Origin of the sequence: Anaerocolumna jejuensis DSM 15929 (assembly GCF_900142215.1) — a bacterium.
Classification (GTDB): Bacteria; Bacillota; Clostridia; order Lachnospirales; family Lachnospiraceae; genus Anaerocolumna; species Anaerocolumna jejuensis.
The window spans coordinates 37242-60361 of record NZ_FRAC01000011.1 but is presented as its reverse complement, the minus strand read 5'-3'; the positions used below and the strand labels follow the sequence as shown (position 1 = coordinate 60361).

At 42.8% G+C, this 23120-nt stretch carries 23 protein-coding genes; 3 read left to right on the top strand and 20 right to left on the bottom strand.

Annotation, left to right across the window (positions count from 1 at the left end):
* Positions 1 to 6: 6 nt before the first annotated feature.
* From BUB77_RS11425 to BUB77_RS11415, 3 genes are all read right to left on the bottom strand, one after another.
* Positions 7 to 1011 (bottom strand): ABC transporter ATP-binding protein, encoded by a 1005-nt coding sequence (locus BUB77_RS11425; RefSeq protein WP_073275947.1) that lies wholly within the window; start codon positions 1009 to 1011, stop codon positions 7 to 9.
* Between the two features lie 264 nt (positions 1012 to 1275).
* Entirely contained in the window at positions 1276 to 1803 is a 528-nt protein-coding gene (locus tag BUB77_RS11420) for a spore maturation protein (RefSeq protein WP_073275946.1), read from the bottom strand.
* 99 nt (positions 1804 to 1902) lie between these two features.
* Positions 1903 to 2487: a nucleoside recognition domain-containing protein gene (locus tag BUB77_RS11415; protein ID WP_073275944.1), complete on the bottom strand. Its 585-nt coding sequence runs from the start codon at positions 2485 to 2487 to the stop codon at positions 1903 to 1905.
* Positions 2488 to 2855: 368 nt separating this feature from the next.
* Between BUB77_RS11415 and BUB77_RS11410 the strand changes: the two genes are divergently transcribed.
* Positions 2856 to 3113: an AbrB/MazE/SpoVT family DNA-binding domain-containing protein gene (locus BUB77_RS11410; protein ID WP_073275942.1), complete on the top strand. Its 258-nt coding sequence runs from the start codon at positions 2856 to 2858 to the stop codon at positions 3111 to 3113.
* 84 nt (positions 3114 to 3197) lie between these two features.
* Here BUB77_RS11410 and rsmI read toward each other — a convergent pair whose 3' ends face one another.
* The 7 genes from rsmI to BUB77_RS11375 all read right to left on the bottom strand — a co-directional run bounded on the left by rsmI (position 3198) and on the right by BUB77_RS11375 (position 9626).
* Complete coding sequence (rsmI, locus tag BUB77_RS11405) at positions 3198 to 4040, bottom strand: 16S rRNA (cytidine(1402)-2'-O)-methyltransferase (protein WP_073275940.1); 843 nt, start codon at positions 4038 to 4040, stop codon at positions 3198 to 3200.
* Between the two features lie 117 nt (positions 4041 to 4157).
* The gene (locus BUB77_RS11400) at positions 4158 to 4976 is read right to left on the bottom strand and encodes a tRNA1(Val) (adenine(37)-N6)-methyltransferase (protein WP_084124141.1); all 819 of its coding nucleotides are present in this window, start codon (positions 4974 to 4976) and stop codon (positions 4158 to 4160) included.
* A gap of 3 nt (positions 4977 to 4979) precedes the next feature.
* The gene (locus BUB77_RS11395) at positions 4980 to 5888 is read right to left on the bottom strand and encodes a PSP1 domain-containing protein (protein WP_073276282.1); all 909 of its coding nucleotides are present in this window, start codon (positions 5886 to 5888) and stop codon (positions 4980 to 4982) included.
* Between the two features lie 55 nt (positions 5889 to 5943).
* Positions 5944 to 6936: a DNA polymerase III subunit delta' gene (gene holB / locus BUB77_RS11390; RefSeq protein ID WP_073275938.1), complete on the bottom strand. Its 993-nt coding sequence runs from the start codon at positions 6934 to 6936 to the stop codon at positions 5944 to 5946.
* A gap of 18 nt (positions 6937 to 6954) precedes the next feature.
* On the bottom strand, positions 6955 to 7395 hold the full coding sequence (locus BUB77_RS11385) for a YaaR family protein (protein WP_073275936.1): 441 nt from the start codon (positions 7393 to 7395) through the stop codon (positions 6955 to 6957).
* 118 nt (positions 7396 to 7513) lie between these two features.
* On the bottom strand, positions 7514 to 8107 hold the full coding sequence (locus BUB77_RS11380) for a nucleoside/nucleotide kinase family protein (protein WP_073275934.1): 594 nt from the start codon (positions 8105 to 8107) through the stop codon (positions 7514 to 7516).
* 76 nt (positions 8108 to 8183) lie between these two features.
* Positions 8184 to 9626, bottom strand: coding sequence for an aminotransferase class I/II-fold pyridoxal phosphate-dependent enzyme (locus tag BUB77_RS11375; RefSeq protein WP_242962474.1), 1443 nt, complete (start codon positions 9624 to 9626; stop codon positions 8184 to 8186).
* Between the two features lie 168 nt (positions 9627 to 9794).
* On the opposite strand from BUB77_RS11375, the gene BUB77_RS11370 reads away from it, so the two are divergent.
* Entirely contained in the window at positions 9795 to 10418 is a 624-nt protein-coding gene (locus BUB77_RS11370; RefSeq protein ID WP_073275930.1) for a flavodoxin family protein, read from the top strand.
* Between the two features lie 488 nt (positions 10419 to 10906).
* A complete protein-coding gene (locus tag BUB77_RS11365) occupies positions 10907 to 12967 on the top strand; it encodes a 5'-nucleotidase C-terminal domain-containing protein (RefSeq protein WP_073275928.1) in 2061 nt (686 codons plus the stop codon).
* A gap of 157 nt (positions 12968 to 13124) precedes the next feature.
* Here BUB77_RS11365 and BUB77_RS11360 read toward each other — a convergent pair whose 3' ends face one another.
* The 10 genes from BUB77_RS11360 to BUB77_RS11315 form a co-directional block, all read right to left on the bottom strand.
* Positions 13125 to 14120: an SPL family radical SAM protein gene (locus BUB77_RS11360; protein WP_073275926.1), complete on the bottom strand. Its 996-nt coding sequence runs from the start codon at positions 14118 to 14120 to the stop codon at positions 13125 to 13127.
* A 324-nt stretch (positions 14121 to 14444) separates the two neighbouring features.
* Entirely contained in the window at positions 14445 to 16175 is a 1731-nt protein-coding gene (gene ilvD / locus BUB77_RS11355; RefSeq protein WP_139241161.1) for a dihydroxy-acid dehydratase, read from the bottom strand.
* Between the two features lie 124 nt (positions 16176 to 16299).
* Positions 16300 to 17121 carry an energy-coupling factor ABC transporter ATP-binding protein gene (locus BUB77_RS11350; protein ID WP_084124164.1) on the bottom strand — a complete coding sequence of 274 codons (822 nt, stop codon included), beginning with the start codon at positions 17119 to 17121 and terminating at the stop codon, positions 16300 to 16302.
* 171 nt (positions 17122 to 17292) lie between these two features.
* Positions 17293 to 18075 carry a cobalt ECF transporter T component CbiQ gene (gene cbiQ / locus BUB77_RS11345; RefSeq protein ID WP_073275924.1) on the bottom strand — a complete coding sequence of 261 codons (783 nt, stop codon included), beginning with the start codon at positions 18073 to 18075 and terminating at the stop codon, positions 17293 to 17295.
* A gap of 243 nt (positions 18076 to 18318) precedes the next feature.
* A complete protein-coding gene (locus BUB77_RS11340) occupies positions 18319 to 19317 on the bottom strand; it encodes an energy-coupling factor ABC transporter permease (protein ID WP_073275922.1) in 999 nt (332 codons plus the stop codon).
* 327 nt (positions 19318 to 19644) lie between these two features.
* Positions 19645 to 20013 carry a metal-sensing transcriptional repressor gene (locus BUB77_RS11335; protein WP_073275920.1) on the bottom strand — a complete coding sequence of 123 codons (369 nt, stop codon included), beginning with the start codon at positions 20011 to 20013 and terminating at the stop codon, positions 19645 to 19647.
* A gap of 127 nt (positions 20014 to 20140) precedes the next feature.
* Positions 20141 to 21088, bottom strand: a complete 948-nt coding sequence (gene argC / locus BUB77_RS11330) for an N-acetyl-gamma-glutamyl-phosphate reductase (RefSeq protein ID WP_073275918.1) — start codon at positions 21086 to 21088, stop codon at positions 20141 to 20143.
* Between the two features lie 425 nt (positions 21089 to 21513).
* On the bottom strand, positions 21514 to 22071 hold the full coding sequence (locus BUB77_RS11325; RefSeq protein ID WP_073275916.1) for a histidine phosphatase family protein: 558 nt from the start codon (positions 22069 to 22071) through the stop codon (positions 21514 to 21516).
* 46 nt (positions 22072 to 22117) lie between these two features.
* Positions 22118 to 22729, bottom strand: a complete 612-nt coding sequence (locus tag BUB77_RS11320) for a class I SAM-dependent methyltransferase (RefSeq protein WP_073275914.1) — start codon at positions 22727 to 22729, stop codon at positions 22118 to 22120.
* A 39-nt stretch (positions 22730 to 22768) separates the two neighbouring features.
* Positions 22769 to 23107 carry a DUF1801 domain-containing protein gene (locus tag BUB77_RS11315; RefSeq protein WP_073275912.1) on the bottom strand — a complete coding sequence of 113 codons (339 nt, stop codon included), beginning with the start codon at positions 23105 to 23107 and terminating at the stop codon, positions 22769 to 22771.
* Between the last annotated feature and the right edge of the window lie 13 nt (positions 23108 to 23120).

Genomic DNA, 23120 nt, shown 5'->3' with positions numbered 1-23120 from the left:
ACCTCCCTATATTTCGTATTGCTTGTAAAGCCCTACGACCACATCATCCAGGGAAGCTCCTGCCACTGAAATATCCGTTATTTCCGTCTGGGAGGACAGGCAGGATATGGCCTCCGATACCTTTAGCACCTCCGTATTCACCTGGACATGGAGGATTCCCTGTCCTGAGAGCCCATAGTCCCTGTCCGGCTTATCACCAGAGGCTATATCCATTCCCGCTGTCATGACCGGTACTGCCCCGGTATACTGGACTGTCAGCTGCTTTACCCGGGAGAACCTGTCCTTTACCTCGTCAAGCCTTCCATCCAGTAGAATCTTTCCCTTGCCGATCAGAAGAATCCTCTGTGTAAGGGCCTCGATATCCTGCATATCGTGGGTAGTAAGAATAACGGTGGTTCCATGCTGCCTGTTCAGCTCCAGAATAAAGTTTCTGACAGCTATTTTGGATACGGCATCCAGTCCGATGGTAGGTTCGTCCAGAAAAAGGATTTTGGGGCTGTGCAAAAGGGAAGCTCCGATTTCACACCGCATCCTCTGTCCCAGGGAAAGCTGTCTGGCCGGTGTCTTCAGAATCTCACTTAAATCCAATAATTCCGTAAGCTCTTCCAGCTTTTTTCTGTAGTCTGTCTCCTTTACCCGGTAAATATCCCGAATCAGCTCATAGGAATCCAGTATGGGCACATCCCACCAGAGCTGGGAACGCTGCCCGAACACAACTCCGATATCCTTTACATGCTCCACTCTTTCCTTCCAGGGCACTCTGCCGTTAATCAGGCAGTTCCCCCCATCGGGAGTCAGTATACCGCTTAGAATCTTTATGGTGCTGCTCTTTCCGGCACCGTTGGGACCGATGTACCCCACCATTTCACCATCACCTATGGTAAAAGAGATATCATCCAGTGCCCTTACCTCCTGATACTGGCGGTGCACAAAGGACTTTAGGGCTTCCCCTAAGCCTGCGCTGCGCCTTGCGACCTTAAAGGTCTTAGTAACTCCCGTTACCTCAATCATATTCAATTTCCTCCTGGTAGTAATATTTCACATCTTTCATCATCAGAGGGCATATCCGCAAACAGGCATATTCACATACACAACGAATTGCTGCTTCCCGGACAGATCCATAAACGAATCAAATTTCCATATCTTGCCAAGCTATCCTTCCTGGATTTTGCCAGAAAGGGGGTGGTAGTACGAACTTTGCGAAAGGACTTATATTATAATCCCTATGGGATTTTGTGTCAATCTCTCACAACAATATATAATTAACTTTTTGCATTAAAACAGAATATTTGTCAGAAATACACTGGCAACGATACCAGCTATCGTTGCAAATAGCGCACCTGTCAGGGTATATCTTGTTTTCTTAACACCTGCTGTCATAAAATATACACTCATCGTATAAAAGATTGTTTCCGTGCAGCTCATTATAATAGAAGTAAGCCTTCCGATATAGGAGTCTGGTCCGAATTGCTTAAAGATATCCAGAACAAGGCTGGTGGCGGCAGAGGCCGAAAACAGCCTGACCGTAACAAGGGGCACCAGCTCCGAAGGAAAATGCAGCAGATTTGTAAGAGGCTTCAGGGCACCGGTCAGCAAATCCAAAACCCCGGAAGCCCTCATAATGCCAATTGCCACCATTAGGCCTACCAATGTGGGCATAATATTTAAGACTACCTTAAAACCATCCTCCGCCCCCTTCGTAAATTCCTGAAAAACCGGAGTTTTCATTAATAAGCCGATTCCAACTATGTAAAATATGACAAAGGGCATTAAATAATCGGATATATATAAGATAAACTTCAAAAATCGTTTCCATGGACTGCCTTATTGCAATCCTGCCACTGTTTGTGAAAGAAGCTTTTGGCATCCTTCCTTCTGAATTTTCCTTCACCTTTATCCTTCTTATTTTTCTCTTGCCAGCTTTCTTGCAACCAGGGAGAATAAGATTCCGGCCACCGTTGAAACACTGGTTGCAACAAATGCCGCTCCCAGGATTTCCGTAGGGTTTACAGAGCCATATTGTGTACGGTAAGCAATAATGTTGACTGGAATCAGCTGAAGGGCCGATATATTAATAATCAAAAAAGTACACATATCGCAGCTGGCGCTTTCCTTGTCTTTATTTAATTTTTTTAATTCCTGCATTGCCTTAAGTCCCATGGGAGTGGCTGCCCAGCCAAGGCCCAGAAAATTTGCAATCATATTGGATGCTATGTATTCCTTGGCCGGATGTTTATCCGGAATATCAGGAAATAAAAGCCTCAGCAAAGGATTTATGGCCTTCGTCAGAGCGTCAACAATGCCGGCCGTCTTGGCCACCTGCATAATTCCCGTCCAAAGGGCTGTAAATCCCAGCATTGTAATGCATAATATAATAGCTTCCTTGGCAGAGGATAGGGCAGCTGCATTTACCGCATCAATTTTTCCGTTTAAAGCCCCCACGATAACACCAATAATTATCATAAATCCCCAAAGATAGTTCAGCATAATAACTCCTTTCAATTTTGCACGATTATGCACAACTTTCTGTTTCAACCTTTCACTAATACTATATTCCCGGGTTTCTGAAATAATTCTTGGTCCTGTATAAAATACTTTCTGAGTATATGTCGTTTTGAGTCGATAATTTTGTTGAATCCAGCTTTATTTTATCTAAAATTAGCGAAATTCAGCACACATCACCCCTTTAAACTACTAAATTATCGGTTTTCGTGGCTATTTTTCGTTACTTTTTAATACTTTTATTACAATTATTTCTATAAAATACTAAATAATTGCTTAATTTTATATTTCATTTATTGACTTTCTAATATTTGTATGGTATTTTATTTAAGTATTGTAGGAGGTACATATATATGAAAAGCACAGGAATTGTTAGAAAGCTTGATGAGTTAGGAAGAATAACGCTTCCCATCGAGCTCAGAAGAACACTTGGAGTTGGGGAAAGAGATCCCCTTGAAATCTTTGTTGATGAGGACAGAATCATATTAAGAAAATATGAGCCTGCTGATATCTTTAACGGATCCAAAGATAATCTTATCGATTATCACGGAAAGAAGATTTCTAAAGAATCCATTATGGAGCTTGCAAAATTAGTAGGTATTATCGAATAATACAGCTCAAAGGAAAAGCCTGGAGAGATATGTTTTCAACATACAGTTCACTCCAGGCTCATTCTTTGCCTGAAATTCGTTTCCTTATTCCGATAACAGCTGCTGGTAAATCTCTCTCTTGGAAACACCTCTGTCGGCAGCTACTGCCTTCATGGCTTCTTTTTTATCCATCCCTTTGTCAAGGTAGAGCTTCATATGGTCATTAAGAGACAGGTCCGCATACTTTTCTCTTTCTTTTTCGGCCAATTCTTCAGCCTTCAGGCCATCTATTACCAAAACGCATTCACCCTTTGGCTCCTCTTCCTCATAATACCTTACGGCCTCCGCAAGGCTTGTAAGAAAAGCCGTTTCATGCTTCTTGGTCAGTTCTCTTATAACGGTCGCCTTTCTGTCTCCCAGATTCTCCGCCAGCTCCTTTAAGGTCCTCAGCAGTCTGTGGGGAGCTTCGTATATGATGATGGTTCTGGTCTCCGTCTTTAATCCTTTTAATATATTCTGCCTTTCCTTCTTATCTGAAGGCAAAAAGGCTTCAAAAGCAAAGCGCCTGGTAGGAAGACCGGAAAGGGTAAGCGCGGTAACAACCGCAGAAGGCCCCGGAAGGGAGGTTACGGCAATTCCCTCCTCATAGGCCATTTTAACAAGCTCTTCCCCCGGGTCTGAAATCCCCGGAGTACCGGCATCGGTAATCAGGGCTATATTTTTCCCTTCCTTTAAAAGTCCTGTCAGGTAATGTCCCTTGTCTATCTTATTATACTCATGATAGCTGGTCATGGGCGTATTTATTTCAAAATGGTTCAATAGCTTAATGCTATGCCTTGTATCTTCCGCCGCAATCAAATCCACCTCTTTTAAAGTACGAAGGACCCTTAATGTGATGTCTTCCAAATTGCCTATGGGGGTGGCACACAGATATAAAGTTCCGGCCATGGCTATCTTGTCCTCTTTTCTATATCAGTTGAATTCTGGTTTTTTCCTCTTCCAGATATAAAAGCCTGGAATATTTGGAATTTCTAGACTGCTGCAAATTGTATTCACTTCCGGAATTTAATAACCGTAAAGGTCATAGATTTCATCGGTATAGCGGTTCACTTCCCTGTAGACAATGAGCGGAGGTTCCACACTTAGCATGGAGCCTCCTCCCTTTACTGCTTCGATTAATACCATGTTAGGTTCTTTATCAACAAAGGGATGAACCATCTTCATCCTCTTGGTTTCCAGTTTATAGGCAGTCAGGGTATTGATGATTTCAATCAGCCGGAAAGGCCGGTGAACCAGATAAAACCTTCCGCCGGTCTTCAGGACTCTGGCCCCTTCCCTTATAACATCTTCCAGCGTACAGTATATCTCATGCCTTGCTATGGCCTTTGGCAGGTCCGGATTCTTAAGCCCATGGAGATTATTCATATAGGGCGGATTGCTGGTAACAACATGAAAGGAAGCTGCTCCGAAGATATTTCCCGCTTCCTTGATGTCTCCCGTTACGATGGATATCTTTTGTTCCAGCTTATTAAGCCTTACGCTTCTCCTTGCCATATCGGCACTTTCTTCCTGCAGTTCAAGCCCTGTAAAATGCTGCCCCTTGGTTTTCGCTTCCAAAAGTATCGGTATGATTCCCGTTCCGGTACCAAGGTCCAGCACCTTTTCTCCCTCTTTTACTTTCGCAAAGCCCGAAAGAAGTACCGCGTCCATGCCAAAGCAGAACTTTTTACTGTTTTGTATGATCTTATAGCCGTTACGCTGCAGCTCATCTATTCTCTCCCCTGGTAAAAGGGAACCTTCTTCACTTAGAGAAGCATCTTCACTTAAGGAACCAACTTCACTTGTGAAATCATCTTCCCTTGGGGTATTATTCTTATCACTCATAGCTTATACATCATCCAGATGGGACTTCCCTTCCTTCATCTCAAGCATTTCAAGAACCCGCAGCTCTTCGTCAAGAGCAACCTTTTCTTTCCGTTTTTTCGCTGTGAACTTAAGAGTAGAAGCCTTGTATTCCCGAACTTCTTTTTCATCGTTTTCAAGGGTCACGATTACCTTTACCAGCTGTTTTAATACCGTGACGCTCTGCACTTCACCCCGTAGGCCTTCACTTGTTGTAACCATATCACCAACACTGGGAAGTTTGCTGTTCAAATCCTCATAAGCTTCCTCCTCATGCTTTAAGCAGCACATAAGGCGCCCGCATACTCCCGAAATCTTGGTGGGATTCAGAGAAAGGTTCTGCTCCTTTGCCATCTTAATGGACACCGGAGCAAATTCAGAAAGGTGGGTATGGCAGCATAGAGGTCTTCCGCAGATACCAATGCCTCCGACCACCTTCGTTTCATCCCTGACCCCAATCTGTCTTAATTCAATACGGGTCTTAAATACACTTGCCAGATCCTTTACAAGCTCTCTGAAGTCAATTCTTCCGTCTGCTGTAAAGTAAAATAATACCTTATTGTTGTCAAAGGTATACTCCGAATCTATCAGCTTCATTTCCAGCTCATGCTTTTTAATTTTCTCCAGGCAGATTTGGAAAGCTTCCTTTTCCTTGACCTTATTTCTGGCCTCTATTTCATCGTCCTCTACAGTGGCAGTCCGGATAACCGGCTTTAAGGGCTGGATAATCTTATTTTCTTCCACATCCCTTGGCCCTATGACAACATTTCCATATTCAACCCCTCTTGCAGTTTCAACAATTACGTTGTCACCCTGCTTTATCTCATATCCGGCAGGATCAAAGAAATAAATCTTGCCGGCCCTTCTGAAGCGAACTCCTATTACATTCGTCATACTGATAACCATACCTTTCCCATATCCTGCAACCTTTGAGCCGCAGGCACTTTCCTTAGTTTTCTTTTATGGTAAGAAACATAAGCTCCATTACAATGTCAAAATTCACGTTGGCTTTAATCCGAACTTTTGCTTTTTCAACTGCCTTAATAATTTCCTCCAGGCCTTCATAGCTCCTCATATTAGCCTGCTTTAATATCTCCGAGTATTCACCCTTATATAATAAAAGGTTGATATCCTTTGTCACCTTGAACATCAGAATGTCCCTGTACCACAGGGTAATAAGATCAAGATATTCCTCTATGTTTTCTTTTTGCTCCGATATATCCTTAAGTCCCTCTATTAATTCATACAGCTCCATCTGGTCGATATAACGCAGCAGATGAAGAACCTTGTCCTTCATGGCTGCAAAGTTCTCGCTGGAAGCATAAGATACTGCTCTTCCCAGATTCCCCTGGGAAAACGCAGCGCTGAGCTCTGCCTGGTAATCAGGAATCTTATGAACCTCCATCAGATAGTTTTTGATATCTTCCTCTCTCACAGGATTTAATTTGAGAATAACACATCTGGAAAGAATCGTGGGAAGAAAGGCATTGATGTTATTTGTAAGCAAAATAATAACTCCATAGGCGGGCGGAGTTTCCAAAGTCTTAAGAAGGGCGTTCTGCGCCTGCTCCGTCATCTTTTCTCCCTCCTCTACAATATACACCTTTCGGCTGCTACTATAGGGCTTTACTAAAATATCGTTATTTATCTGATTTCTGATATCATCCACACCAAGACTGGCTTTTTCGTGGGTTACATAGATGATATCCGGATGATTTTTTGATTCCGCCTGCATACAGGATTTACAGCTGCCGCAGCTGTCCCCGTCTTCCTTTCCGCTTTCGCACTGGATTCCCCTGGCAAAAGCTGAGGCCAGTGTCCTCTTTCCCATGCCGTCTTCCCCGGCAAGGATATAAGCGTGGGAAACTGTCTGGGTCCTGATGGCAGTCTTTAAATGTTCTATTATTTGCTCATGACCAATTATCTGATGAAATCCAGCCATCCTTAACCCATCCCTTCGTTACGCAAGTATATCCAAAAGCAATCCCTTAATTTCATCTATTTTATTTAGTATCAAAATGGTATCCTTCTCATCCTTGATTAATTCCAGCGCCAGTTCATCCAGATTCTTATCGATGAGCTTTATCATGCCGTATACCCTGTGGCGGCCCCTTCTGTCCAGAAAATTTTCTCTGCTGAACTTATGGGAGCGGTTTACTATTTCGTTCATGAATTCCTTGATGAGCTCCCGGTATTTTTTCATGTCCCGGACATCCATGTGTTTCCCCAGCTTCTTGCCCTGCTGGGTAATTTCCTCCATCATCAGGTTCAGACGTTCCTTCAGCCCCTGCTCCTCAATATTGCTGATTAAAGTAAATTTAAAAGAGCCATCCGCCTCCGGTAGAGGTGCTGCGGGCTGGGCCTGTGTGACAGGCTGCATTTGATTTACCTTTATGTCCATCCTTTCCTCCCCCTTCCCTGGGCAGTTACATCCCTTAAATAATTTATATGAATAAAAATGAATATACAATTTCCAGTTTCCATTATAGCATAACAAAGGTAAAATAAATAGAAAAATTTTAATTTTCCATATTTGCCCTGATGTCCCTTATGATTTCCTCAAGGCAGCTTTTACTGTCTTCGTTTCTGTACCTTTTACCGACTCCAAGCTCCTTTAAATATTGTTCCTTAAAATCCTCTTCATCTGCCAGGAACCGGCGGCAAAGCTCTGCATACTTGGGCATTTTCTGAGTTTTCTCACGAAGGAGAGCCCTTTCTAAACGAAGCCCGTCTTCTACCTCCAGATAGACCGGATAAACTCTGTCTTCCCCGAAGTATTTACGAATCTGCCTATAGGATTCCAGGGTGCCGATCATAATAGAGCTGCCCTTTTCCAGGTCGACCTGTCCGTCATCCACGGTAAAATAATCCCATACGCCATGCATAGTATCATAAGCTCTGTGCTCAATGACCTTATCCGCCCTCTGATAGTCGGAAAGCCTTTCCTTGCTTACAAAGAAGTATTCCTCTCCATCCTTTTCCCCATCCCGTATGGGTCTTGTGGTGTAGCCTACGATTGTTTTCAAGGAAAGCTCTGAACTATGTGTGATTTCCTTAAATACCGTGTCTTTTCCCGATGCGCTTTTGCCCATAACAACAAACAGCTTATGCATACTCTTACCTAGTCCTTTTATTTATATTTGCTTCGGAGGTCAAATCTCAACTCTTATCCGAAGCATATTTTTGGTTTCAGTCCACAACCTTTATCCTATTGGCGCTGAAATCACACATTCCCTGAAGTGTAAGCCCCTGTTCCTTTAATGCTGTCATTTTAAGAAGAAGCTCTTCCGTTATTTCCTCCCCCGGTACCAAAAGAGGTATTCCCGGCGGATACAGGTATACATATTCCGCGGAAACTTTTCCTTTACTATTGCTTAGGGGAATACTTTCAGACGGAGCATTCAGTGCCTCCTCACAGGACATAATGACGGGGGGAGAGATAAATTCCATATTCCTTTCCTCCTGCACATCTTTCCGTACATCCTTCTGAATATCTTTCTTCCCGGACATCTCTTTATCTATTCTGAAAAGGGCCTCCCGCAATCTGTCGAAGCCTTCTTTTCTGTCACCAATGCTGGTCATCCCCAGGCAATAGTCCCCGGATACCATTTCCATCTGAATCTTATAGGTATTTAGAAGCTTCTCATACAGCTCTGTTCCGGTACACTCTGTTCCCTTTACGCTGAGAACAAGCTTGGAAGGATCAAAGCCAAAAGCGCCTTCCTCCCTTACAAGGTTATCGGTTAATAACCGGATATTCTTAAACTCTCCTGCTGCCTTGTAGAATTCCATTAAGAGATTATAATAGCTGTGAAAAAGTTCCTCTCCCCTGTTCTCCAAAAGCTCCCTGCATTGCTCCATACCTGCCATTAATATATAGGAAGGGCTTGTACTCTGGTAAATGGATAGGTATCTTAAAAGCTTTTCCTCCTTTACCAGGCTGCCGTTGGCATGAAGAAGGGCACTTTGGGTAAAGGCAGGCAGGGTCTTATGGATACTGTGTACAACAATATCAGCTCCCTGGGTGACAGAGCCCTTTGGAAATCCGGGATAAAGCCCCAGATGGGCACCGTGGGCCTCATCCACCATAAGAGGTATTCCATGGCGGTGGGCAATTTCGGCAATCCCTTCTATATCAGAGACTACCCCTTCATAGGTCGGAGAGGTTATGACGATAAGCTTGATGTCCTTCTCCCTCTTCAGCAGCTCTTTTGTAGCTTCTAAGGTAATACTTCCATTTATTCCAAAGGTCTTAATCATACGAGGATAAAGGTATATCGGTTTTAAGCCGTTTAAGTATATGGCATTGTAAACGGATTTGTGGCAGTTCCTGGCTACCAGGACCTTATCCCCTCTATTGGTACAGGCCGAGATGCCGGCCAGGATTCCCGCCGAGCTTCCTCCCACCAGGCAATAGGTATGCCTGGAATGATAGATTTTTGCCCAGTCCTCCATACCGCTTTTTAAAATACCCTCCGGCCTGTGAAGATTGTCAAAGCCCTCAATTTCTGTAATATCAATGGAATAGGGATTTACCATGGTAAGCAGCTCCGGATTTCTCTTATGCCCCGGCATATGCATGGGATAGCAGTCCTCATCCCTGTATTTTAATAAGCTGTCATATAGATTCACCTGAGTGTACCTGCCCTTTCGTCCTTGTGCTGTTCTTCTGATTTGTTATTTAACATCCATTGTATCAAATCCCCTGATAAAAACAATCTTTTTTCCTCTTTTCCGGAAAGAAATTACGTGATATGATTTATTAGGTAAAAACCAATATTACAGGAAACGAGGTGCCCTATGAAGGTTTTACTAATTAACGGAAGTCCCAATATACACGGCTGTACTTATACAGCACTGGAGGAAATCGCCAAGGTCTTGGAGGCAGAGGAGATTACAGCTGAGATATTTCACATAGGAAATAAACCCATCAGAGGATGTCTGGATTGCGGAGTCTGTTCCAAATTTCCCGGCAAATGTGCTTATGACAACGACACGGTCAACAAAGCGTTGGACCTGGCAAAGGAGGCCGACGGCTTTATCTTTGGCGCTCCTGTTCACTATGCTTCTGCCGCCGGAGCCATTACATCTTTCTTAGACCGCTTCTTTTATTGCGGCAATGATTTTTCCTATAAGCCGGGAGCTGCTGTGGTAAGCTGCAGGAGAGCCGGCTCTACGGCTTCCCTGGATCAGCTGAACAAATATTTTACCATTTCCAATATGCCTGTAGTATCTTCCCAGTACTGGAACATGGTACACGGAAATACGCCGGAGGAGGTTAAGCAGGATTTAGAGGGTATGCAGATCATGAGAACCCTGGGTAAAAATATGGCCTGGCTGTTAAAGTGCATAGAAGCCGGAAAGAAAGACGGTATTACTCTGCCTGAGAGGGAAGAGAGGGTATTTACAAATTTCATAAGATAACTGTTACTGACATAATTGCCTTAACCGAATTAAGTTAAAAGGCTGATAAAGTACATTTTGATTTTTAAACCAGCTACCAGTGCTTATTACAAGCATCCATAGATACCACTAAAGTAAAATGCAGAAAATACATAGCATTTTTATAGCCAAAGCAAGGGCTTCCTGTTTTCATCTCTAAAATTAGAGAAGTGAAGACATGAAGCCTTATTTTTTATAAGTAAATTTGATTCGGGTGTCAATCTCAGCTTTCATCTATGTATATTTGGAGTATAAAAATGCAACGAAGCGACTTTCACGGAGCTGAGTGTATTTTTATACCCCATGTATACATTTCTTAAACGTAACATTGACTTATGACATCTGAATCAAATTTCCCATTCACTATAAAATTATGTATGAAGCCTTGCGTAACCAAAGGTTTGGAATTATAATGTTTATATATTCCATATTATGGAATTATACTTTGTATAATAAGTAAGGAGGCTCTTATGAAAACAAGATTTCGTAACCTTTTGTCTGTACTGCTTACTCTGGCTCTGGTATTCGGATTGCTTACAGTTCCAGGCAATACAGCAAAGGCAGAAAGCAGCAGTGATGTAACCTTTACCCTGCTGGAAACCACAGACCTGCACGGACATATGGCAGAGGTCACCAATTTATCGGACAAGTCCACCAATCAATACCGTTTGGCTTATATGTCGAAGGTATTCGCTGACTACCGCAGCAAAGGGAATGTAATCCTATTAGACAGCGGTGATTCCTTCCAGGGAACCCCAATCTCCAACTTCTCCTATGGTAAATATGTGGTACAGGCATTCAATGCAATGGCTTATGATGCCCACGGACTCGGCAACCATGAATTTGACTGGGGCCTTGATACCGTTTTAACCAAGGACGGTACCTATCTTAACAGCACCGCGCCCGTACTGGCCTGCAATGTATACGCTGCGGGAACGAATAAAAGAATCCCCTATACCAAGGATTATACCATTATAAACCGCGGCGGAAAGAAGATTGCAGTCATAGGCTGGGCTGCTGAATACTCCGTAGATATCATGGCAGCCATGGTCGCACCCTACACCATCAGTGAGGATGTAAGCCTGGTGAATAATCTTGCAAGGAAATTAAAGGAAAGCAAAGAAGCAGATGCCGTTATCGTACTGGCCCACCAGGATGCCAAAGAAGCAGCTGAATTATTTGACCATACTTATGTGGATTTCTTATTTGGCGGCCACAGCCACAAGATAGAAAGCGGTAAAGCAGACAGCGGAATTCCCTATGCGGAAGGCAATTGCTATGGTTACGGCTATGCAAAAGCTGATATGACAATAAAGGCAAACGGAACCGTAACTGTGGAGAATCCGTCCTATGTATCCGTTTATGATAAAGCTAACCTTTCAAACCTGTTAAATACCCCTGAAAATGCCGCCAATCTGGACAGCCAGATAGTGACTATCAGCAACCTTTCCATTGACAGTGTTGGTCCGAAATTAAATAAAGTAATCGCAGACCTGCCGGTTGCCTTGACCAGAGATTACATCGGTGATTCCCTGACTACAACTATGGGAAACTTCGTAACAGACCTGATGCTGTACGGTGAGAAGGATGTGGATTTTGCCTTCTGCAATGACGGAGGTATCCGCTGTAACTTTGATGCCAAGAAGCTGACGGCATATGACATGTATACGGTCTTTCCTTTTAATAACCGGTTGTTTAAGGTCCAGATGACAGGCACCCAGGTGGTTAAGCTTTTGGAGCAGGTTGTCGGAAATGATTCCTCCAACATGCAGATGGCAGGTCTTACTGCCAAATACGACCTCACCCGCCCGGAGGACAATCAGGTATTTGATGTCCGCCTTGCTGACGGTACCCCTATGGACTTACATAAAACCTACACCGTCCTGACCAATGAATATATTGCTACAGGCGGAAACAAATACACCGTATTCCTATCCGATATTATTTCAAATAAGAATACCAATGCCCTCGACAATGAGACCGTCATAGCCTCCCTTAAGAAAATCGGTGAAGAGGGCATTTTAAATCCTGACCTCAATGCCAGATTCATTAAGGGTACCATGGAAATCCCCAGTACTACAGAGAAAGCTGCTATCTATGAAGGGAACAGCCTGCAGCTGGTATTGAATAATTTACTCGGAACTGCCAGGGTCAGCTACAGCAGCAGTAACAAGAACATTGCAACGGTAAGTACAAACGGATTAATAACCGCTATCAAAGCAGGTACCGTAACCATTACCTCTGCCGTTACCCAGGGAGCTATTACCTATAAGCTCCAGACCAATATTATAGTTAAGAAATCACACCTTACCCTTACTGCTTCAACCGGAACTATCAAGCTCGGTAAGAGTTTTACCTTCAAGGTAAGTGCCACCGGTGTAGCCGGTACTGCTAAGTGGACTTCCAGTGATAAATCCGTAGCTGTTGTTACAAGTACCGGCAAGGTAATCAGCAAAAAGGCGGGAACAACTGTAATTACTGCATCCATCGGAAGCCTTACGGTATCAAAGAAAATAAAGGTCGTAAAATAATAACCGGCATTATCCTTGACCCTGCACGATGAAAAAAATAACTGGTTGGAAAAGCTTTAACTTAAGGCTTCCCCAACCAGTTTTCTTTCTAAAAGAGGATACGGTTGACAGAATTTAATTTTTATCAGATTATCCATTGATACCCGAATCAAACTGATTAACTAAAGTATAAAATCTTATCCTTTCCGAATCTTTTATCAATCTCCTCCAAAAGGAACCGTTCTCCCTCTTCCCGTAATTCCGGCCTGTAGCAGTATTTTCCCATTCCCCTGCCCTTCATAAGCTCTTTATCATAAAGCTCCAGAGCTTCGGGAAAGGCTTCGTTGTTAATGCTTCTGTGAATAAAGCTATAGGTCATGAAAATAATTTCAATGAACATGGTTTTCTTTACCCTGGGTGAAAGCTTTTCCGCCAGTATATCCAGAAGCTCCGTATAAAGCGCCTTCCAGCCCTCTGTAAAGATAACCGGGGCTATTAATATTCCCACCGGGTAATCTGCTTCTGCCACTTTATTTAAGGCTTCTATCCGGTTGGCTAAGGATGCCGTTCCGATTTCCACATTATTGATGATAAAGGGGGGATTTACGGACATTCGAAAGATAATCCTGCCCTGATGGTTTATATTTAACATAGGCTCCACCATGCTGAATTTCGTTGGAAAGGTCAGTTTGCCCTTTTTTGCCTTTAAGAATTCTTCCAGTATCCAGGGAAGATTCCCCGTAACCGTATTTTCCAGCAGAAGGTCACTGTTGCTGCCTATTTCAAAGACATTTTCCTTCTCACTCTTTTCAGAAAACCGGATAAGCTTATTCATCATTTCCTCTCTGTTTACAAATACCCTGAGATAGGAGCATTTATTATAGTTGCAGACCAGGTAACAGTAAAGGCACATGGCTGTGCAGCCGGAAGAGGTAAAGGGTACCAGGTAATCCGACACCTTGAAATTCGGTGAATATTTATGGGTTTTCCTGGTGCCAAGGATAAGGAGGGTCTTTAACTCCTTAAACTCCTTGTTTTCCTTTGTTCTAAGCTCTTGAATATTGTTGTGGCTTTCGATTGGCACCCAGGGAAGATCTTTGTATTTCTCCTGCAGTTCCCTGCCTAACTGATAAGTTAAAACATCCGGCTCATAGTATATCTTGGAAGGTTTCATTCTGCTATCCTTTCTTTTATCTATCCGATTTATGATTGAATCTGCTATTAGTATCTTCCAAGACTTTATTATTTACTATTTTCAGGAATGGTTTTTTTAATTTATATTGATTTGGGTGTGTAATGTCATGTTTATTGAACTTATATTTGATTCGGGTGTAATAAGTCAATCTCAGCTTTTATCTATGTACATTTAGGGTATAAAGTGCAGCAAAGCGACTTTCACGGAGCTGAGTGTATCTTTATACTCCAAGTATACTTTCATTAAACATAACATTAACTTATGACATCGAATCAATATTTTTAGTATTAGAGCCAATCCGTTCTACTCCATATATCCGCCTTTCATAGGTGATACCGCATGCTTTGCATATATGTTTAATACACCAGTCCTGTACTTTGGTTCCCTGGGCTTCAGATGCTTTCTTCTTTCCTCCAGAACTTTCTCCATCTCTTCTTCCGTTAAGGGCTGTCCATTTACTCCTGTAAGCTTCAGAACACGGTTCTCGATATCCAATAATATCAAATCCCCTTCTTCCACAAGGGCAATGGGTCCCCCTTCCGCTGCCTCCGGTGAGACATGTCCGATAGCGGGCCCTTTGGAAGCGCCTGAAAAACGTCCGTCCGTAATGAGGGCAATTGTCTTGCCTAGCTCAGGGTCGGAAGAAATAGCCTCCGTAGTATAGAACATCTCCGGCATACCGCTCCCCTTTGGCCCTTCATAACGGATAATAACCCCATCTCCCGGCTTTATCCTCTTACTGAGAATTGCCTCTATTGCATCTTCCTCACAGTCAAAGGGTCTGGCAGTAAGAACCGCCTTATGCATTTCCCTGGGAACTGCCGAATGCTTTACCACAGCTCCTTCCGGTGCTAGGTTTCCCCTTAGAACTGCGATTGTTCCGTTCTTTCCGATGGGATTATCATAGGGACGGATAATATCTTCTTTCTTAAGGCCTGTCCCTTCCAGATAGGAATAACATTTCTCGTAGTAACCGTCTTTCTTTAATTCTTCCAGATTCTCTCCCAGTGTCTTTCCGGTAACCGTTAATACCTCCAGATGGAGGCTCTTCTTGATTTCCTCCATGATTGCCGGCACCCCTCCCGCATAATAAAAATACTGTGCGGGCCATTTTCCGGCAGGCCGTATGTCTAAAAGGTAATGGGCTCCCCGGTGGAGTCTGTCAAAGCTGTCACTGTCAAGATCTATTCCAAATTCCCTGGCTATGGAGGGCATATGCAAAAGACAGTTCGTAGATCCGGATATGGCCGCATGAACCATAACCGCATTCTCAAAGGATTTCAACGTTACAATATCCCTTGCTTTTACTCCCTCCTTTGCAAGCTTTACAACCTGTTCTCCCGCTGCCTTTGCCTGGGCCGGCAGGTCCCTGCACATGGCCGGCATCAGAGCACTTCCGGGAAGCATAAGTCCCAGAGCCTCTGCCATAATCTGCATACTGGAGGCTGTGCCCATAAAGGAGCAGGCCCCGCAGGAAGGACAGGCATTGTATTTATAATAATTTAACTTTTCTTCCGTTATCTCTCCCCGCCTGTACATAGCACTGTAGGCTCCTATCTGTTCCAGCGTTAACAGATCCGGTCCCGCATCCATTACTCCTCCTGTAACCATAATGGAGGGTATATTTACCCTGCCAATTCCCATCAAATGGGCCGGGACTCCTTTGTCACAGCTTGCTATAAAGACCCCGCCGTCAAAGGGAGTTGCCCCGGCATGAATCTCAATCATATTTGCAATGGTTTCTCTGGATACCAGAGAGTAATTAATCCCGTCATGGCCCTGTGCCATGCCATCGCAGATGTCCGTGGTAAAATATCTGGAGGCCTTGGCTCCCGTTTCCTCAATCCCCTCAACCGCCTTTTCCACCAGTCCAAAGAGATGGGCACTTCCCGGATGGCTGTCTCCGAAGGTACTCTCTATCATTATCTGCGGTTTCGATAAATCCTCCACACTCCAGCCCATTCCTCTTCTTAATGGGTCCAATTCCGGTGCAATCTTGCGTAGTCTCTGGCTTGGCAGCTTTTCTAAATCCATCTTATGTACTCCCTTCTGCGATTCCTGTTGATATTTTAAATAATTTTCATAGTTTCTAAAATATTTTTATATTATTTTTCTATATTATTATCCTGCTCTCATTACACTCATTTTGTCAATACTATCACTGCCGTTTTTTCTCAAAAGGGATATATCCCTGCATACATAAAGGCAGTTCCAGATGATTGGCTTCCAAAAGCTCCCTGTCCTTTAGAATGTCCACTGCCGGACCTTCCTTTACAATCCGTCCTTCGGAAATCAATACCACTCTGGAACAGGTCTCAAGAATCAAATCCAGGTCGTGGGAAGCAATCAGCTTTGTTAACTCCAGTCTGTTAAGGACATTGATAAGGGTCCTGCGGTTACTTGGGTCAAGGGCAATAGAAGGCTCATCAAATAAAAGAATATCCGGTGTCATAGACAGCAGGGTAGCAATGGAAGCCATCTTTTTCTCACCGCCCGACATTTTATATATCTGCTTGTCCTTTAAATGTGTAATGCCCATAGTGTGAAGGGCATCCATAACCCTTTTGTCAACCTCTTCCTCTCCAAGGCCATAATTTCTCGGAGCAAAAGCTACGTCCTGGTAAACGCTCTGGGTAAAAAGCTGATTATCGGAGTCTTGGAACAAATATCCCGCATGGGCTCTTACAGCCGCCAAGGTATCCCTTTTTACAGGAATCCTATCTATGAGAACCTCCCCGCCGAAAGCTGTTTCAAGGCCTACCAGGATTCGGAGAAGGGTGGATTTACCTGCCCCATTGGCACCTACTATACCAACAGCTTCCCCTTCCATAGTGGAGAACGTAATGTCCTTCAGTATTTCCGCCCCTTTCTCATAAGAAAAAGACAGCTGGCTGCATTCGATTAATCCCTTAAACTCATTCTCATCGTTTCTATTCTCATTGGTATTACTAATGGATTCCCTTCCCTTTGCCAACCTCATATTTACACCCATTGATACCGCAGGCAAGCCTGCGATACTGCCACAAAATAAAACGAGTGAAAGAATCTGTAAGTGGCATCCTTTCAAAATGATTTTTCCTTTCACTCTTCCCAATGCCTCTTTTTGGCATCACAAAAATAATGCATCCCAGACAATGCTGGAAGTCTTTCCCTAAATTAACAGCTTTATGCCAACATAAAGCACAGCAAACATTCCAAGCCACACAATAAGATAGACATAATCCTGTCCCCGTGCCTTTGTTCTCTTTATATAAGTAAATTCTCCGTTAAATCCACGCAGCAGCATACTTTCATATAGATTTCCCGCTCTGTCGATGGAGCGAAGCAACAACTGCCCCAGAAGAGAGCCCCATATCTTATATTTTACCCCTTTCTCTCCCGGTGCCCTTAAGGAATAGGCCTGGTATACCCCGTTGGCTTCCGCCATAAGTACCGTAATATAACGGTAGGTAAGCAATAGCTGTGTTACCAGTATGTTGGGCACATGCAAAAGCCTTAAGGCATAACAAATACCGTCAATCCCCGTAGTAGAAATTAAAAGAAAAGAGGCTGCTATACAATACATCCCCTTCAGGAACAAGGTAATCATGGAAATAACACCTCCGGATATTCCAAGACTGCCCATATACACAAGTGGTGCTCTGTCAAATATAGGATTGAAAATCCCTATAAATAAAAGCAGGGGAAGCAGTCCTTTTATTTTTTGCAGGCAGGTCATGACCGGAATGTCAGACAGCTTTAGGAGAAGTAAGGGATATAGAATAAACGGAAGCAGACCCAAAATATTATATTTATGAAAAGATACTACTATTATCATATATGTTAAGGTAACGACAAGCTTTACCAAAGGGTGCACCCTGTTAACCTCAAGCTTTCTTTCTGCCATTTCCTCCAATTCATGGACTGCAAATATAGCATCCGTAATTTTAGCCATAGTGTAGCTCCTTTCGTAAATAGCATATCTTGAATGATGGATTTCTATATGATGCATGAATAGGAAGGCAGTTCCCCTCTATGAAGAATCCGCCTTCCTAATTAAACCTGCTATCTTGAAAAATAAATTTCGATTCGGGTATCACACTAACTTTCATACCTTCCCAACGCGCCGCAAGATTGGGCTGAGGATTAGTAACTATTCAATATACATGACATACTTTTTCAATTATTAAGGATAAGTCTATGTAGTACTATCTTTTTTCCGGAACATTTTAAATAATACACTGCATCCGATGGTAAGAGCCGCCACGATTGCTGCCCCGATTATTCCGGAAAATGAGGTTCCGGCCGGAGAACTGCTGTCCGGGAAGGAATAATCCGGTAAGAGTGCGGTTTTTTCCTGTACCTTGGCTGCTGTCTCAACCGTATCTGCATATTTATCTTTTGTATCTACTTCGGTATTGCCTGTGATTTTTTCAATCGACCATTCAAGGCCGTCGGGATTTTTTGATGCCGCTAGGGATAAGCCGCCACCAATTAAAAATACTGCTATGCCAAGAATCACCATGACCTTTTGAAAGCTGAATTTTCCTTCCGGCGCATCCTTTTTAAGAAGCTCCGGTCTCGTATTATACAGGAAGATAACCACCGTTCCCGTAATCAGTCCCTCTACCGTACCAATGGCAAGGTGAATCGGCTGCATCAGTGCTAAAAACTGTCCAAAGGAAAGTGCCGTAATGCCGGAAAGTAATGTTTCCAATGTCACGCTGAAGGCCCCCAGCTGCAAGCTTATAACACTTCCTAAAACAGATGCTATCATAATTCTTTTTCGATTGAAAGTCTTTTTCGTCAGAGGACGATAGATTAAAAGATATCCTACAAAGCATCCGTAAAAGGCCATATTCCATATGTTAGCGCCAAGGGCTAATAAACCTCCGTCCGCAAACAGCAGGCATTGTATCAGAAGAACTGATACCATGGAAAGAAACCCTGCGTAAGGTCCCAATAATATGGATAAGAGCAGCCCTCCGCATAAATGGCCGCTGGAACCGGTGCCTGGGATGGTAAAATTAATCATCTGGGCAGCAAAAACAAACGCTGACATAATACCCATGGTCGGTATTTTCTTAGGATCATTTTCAAGCCTCACCCTTTTAATCGAGAAGGCCGTTGTCGCACCGGAAGCAGCATACATCGTTGCCGCAACAGCGGGTGCAATCAGAGCATCTGCCATATGCATAACTGATAATCTCCTTTGTGTTTATTAATCGATTAATCTATCCCCATGCAAATCGCAAGTTTACTTGCGATACTGCTTAAATAGAAATTTGAAAAACGCTCCGCATTTTTCAATCTATCTGAATTATAGCGGACTTCCGGCAGAAAACAAGCCTGTGGGGGGGATATTTTAGAGAAAAAAATAAGAGCAATTCAGATTGGTATTTAAAGGTATTCCGGGAGGTAAAATTCCAGAATTAAGATATTTGGAAATATAATATGCCCCGGATGGGGATAGGGGCATATTGTAAGACTGCACTTTAATATTTGCAGTAAATGTTCGTCTTATTTATTTAATAAATCTGTCTATGGCTTTATTCAGGTTCTCGATGGATTTATTATCCCCTGACTCAATAGCATCCACAATGCAGTTCTGTATATGGTCTTCCAGTATTATCTTACCCGTACTGTTAAGGGCAGCAATTACAGCAGAAAGCTGAATAAGCACCTCACTGCAATCCTTTCCGTCTTCTATCATACGTTTAACGGACTCAAGATGGCCTGATGCACGGGACAGACGGTTTAATACCGCCTTTGTATTTTGATGGCTGTGCTTATGTTCCGTACCATCCTCATGGCTGTGGACGCAGGTGGTACCGTCCTCCATAATATGTGGATGCACTTTGCTATTGGAACGGGCCGTATTTTTCTTTTCCATTTCTTTTCCTTTCTAATAAAAAGGATTTTCTTATCATGTCAGGAGCAAACCAGCAGTACTTTTGAAATCCTTTCATAAGCAGATATTACCCCTATCATAACATACTTTCCGTAAAAGCAACAGAATTTTATAGATTCAACCCCTCTTCCTCCTGGCAGCCAAGCATCAGGTTCAGGCATTGAATCGCTGCACCGGAAGCTCCCTTGCCCAGATTATCAAACTGTGCGGATAAAACAACCCTTTCCCCATTGCCGGTAACATAGATTTTAAGGCCGTCCCAGCCGGAACAGTCAATTCCGCTTAAAAAGCCCTTTTTCTCAGCTTCCCCGCCAAATGGCATGACCTTTATAAATAGCTTATTTTTATAATAGTCGGCAAAAAATTCATGAATAAGCTCCGGTGTCTGCTTTGCTGCCAGCATATCCGTATAGAAAGGAAGGGAGACCAGCATACCGCTGTAATAATCTGCTACAATAGGTGAGAATAAGGGCTCCCTTTTAAGTCCGGTTATAACCTTCATTTCTTTTAAATGCTTATGCTGCTGGTTTAAAGCATATTCTCTGGGCGCATCGTATTCGGCCGGACGGTTTTCCTCTTCATATTCTGCAATCATCTTCTTTCCGCCGCCGCTGTATCCGGTAAGGGAAAAACCGCTGACAGGATAGTCGGCAGGAAGAATTCCCTTTGCAATTAACGGATACACCAAAGAGATAAAGCCTGTTGCATGGCAGCCGGGTACAGCAATGCGTTTTCCCTTTTGAATCTTAGCCCTGTGCTCCGGGGAAAGCTCCGGGAAACCATATGCCCACTCGCTGTCCGTCCTGTGGGCTGTAGAGGTGTCAATAATTTTTACCTTCTCATTTTCCACCATGGCTACGGATTCCTTCGCAGCCGCATCAGGCAGGCAAAGGAAAGTAATATCGGAAGCATTGATAAGCCTCTTCCTTTCGGCTTCATCCTTTCTTAATTCCGGTGATATGGTCAGCAGCTCAATATCCTGGCGTTTCATAAAGCGTTCATGTATTCGAAGGCCGGTAGTTCCTTCACTTCCATCCACAAAAATCTTCGTTTTCATCTGTGATTCCTCCTCTGACTGGGCTGTTTTTCTTGCACATGTATAATTATTCAATGTTGAAACATACTACCATTGTATGTACGGTAACATATCTGTATCTTTAATATTGATTTTTCAGTATGTATTATAGCACTCAGAATATATTTCTGCAATAAAAATGTCATCTATATGCATTTTTATAAAATTATTATTCATTTTATTAACATATTCCTTTTATAAAAATCATTGCATAATATCCATGCATTTCACAAGTATATTTATGACCCTGGTCATATTTCCTTTTATGCGTCACACCATTACCAATCAACCTATAATAAAAGCTCCAATCCCAGATAGTAAACTTCTAAGATGGAGCCTGCAGCTGTGTGAATATTTACTTGAATAATTATCATATCAGACATGCTGTTTTAATGTTTTCAATGCTTTTACACCCAGCCATAGCATTGAAAATTCTTGTCATACTCCATCTCCAGGACTCCTCCGTATGCTATCACTCCTATGCCTGTATACCTTCTGATGACACCCCCATGAGCAACAACAATAATCTTTTCATACCCCAAATCATAATACTTATCCATTACAGGCTTGGTACGCAGTATGATTTCCGATATTGTTTCCCACTTTCTGGTCTCACCCTTTGGATATTCACCCATGCATTTTATAAAATCCTGATGCAGCAATGAATTCTCTTCCTCGCCCTTTACCATAAATGTCTTATCCGGAAAGAATTCATGTAAATCAACTTCAACAAGGATGTCAAGTCCAATATTTTTGGATATGATAGCCGCAGTATATAAGGCCCGTGTATAGGGGGAGGAAATAATGATCTGTCCTCCATGCAATAATGGACTGCCAGAAGCTTCCTTCGCCTGGGCAATTCCCGTATCTGTCAACGGAGCCATATCCCTTCCCAGTCCAATAAAGCCCTTTTCATCCACATAAGTTTTATCCGGCTCCCCATGTCTTACAAATATAATTTTCATAGAGCCTCCTTTCACGAGCAGTTAGTCTTTTGTATAGGCAAAACCTCTATCGTTTCACCGCGATATAATCAACAAAGCCCTGGCGGATGGGTATTCCTTCGAATATTCTTTCCACCACCCGGGTCTCCTTGAACAATATCTTCATATCTTTAAAATAGACGTCCGCTTCCTCTTCCTCATAATACGAATGTATAACCGGCATATTATCGTCCAGCTGTTCATATTGATTATCTCCCAGGTTGCCGCCCTGACCGCACCGAAAATCCTTTACCGTGAGAAAGTTAACAAAAAACAGTCCGTCTTTTTTTAATACCCGTTTCATTTCGTTGACGGACTTTAAAACTTCCTCCTTTTTCATATGAAACACTGAGTTATATGAATAAACAAAGCTGAATGTTTCATCGGCAAACTTTAGTTTTCTCATATCACCCTGTTCAATATTCAAGTTCTGGTTCTTCTTTTTTGCATACTTTTCCGCTTCTTCAAGCTGGCTTGTACTAAATTCAATTCCTTGGGTAAGGTATCCATATTCTGAAAATAAGCTTAAGGGCGGACAGTCTCCTCCGGCTCCGCAATCCAATACCGTTTTATCCAGTCCGGTATCATCACAATATGAAATAAAGCGGTACAGTGGTATTTGTTTAAATATTTCACTCATTGACCTTTATTCCTCCTTTAAGATAATTTCTAATACCTTTTAAAATTTCTGCTCCAAGGTTTCTCGAAAGATTGCTTTCAAAATCTCCTCCGGAATTGCCTGGTTATGATAAATTTGCAGCATGCCCTTTGGCGTTATCTTATATTCCCCTAATTCACCCTTACGAGAAAGGACTGCCTTTGCTTCTATATTAATATGGTCCTTAAATGGAATAATGCGAATAAAATTATTCTTCACGTAAAAGGACGGCAGCTTAGCCCATAACTTCTCATTGATACTTTGGGAGGTGCTTTCATAGATAAGTACATAAAGCTTGTGAAAACGCTGTCTGGTTTGTTCCTCAAACTTATCCAGACAGTTACAAACCTCTTCTGTCATTTATTCTCTCCTT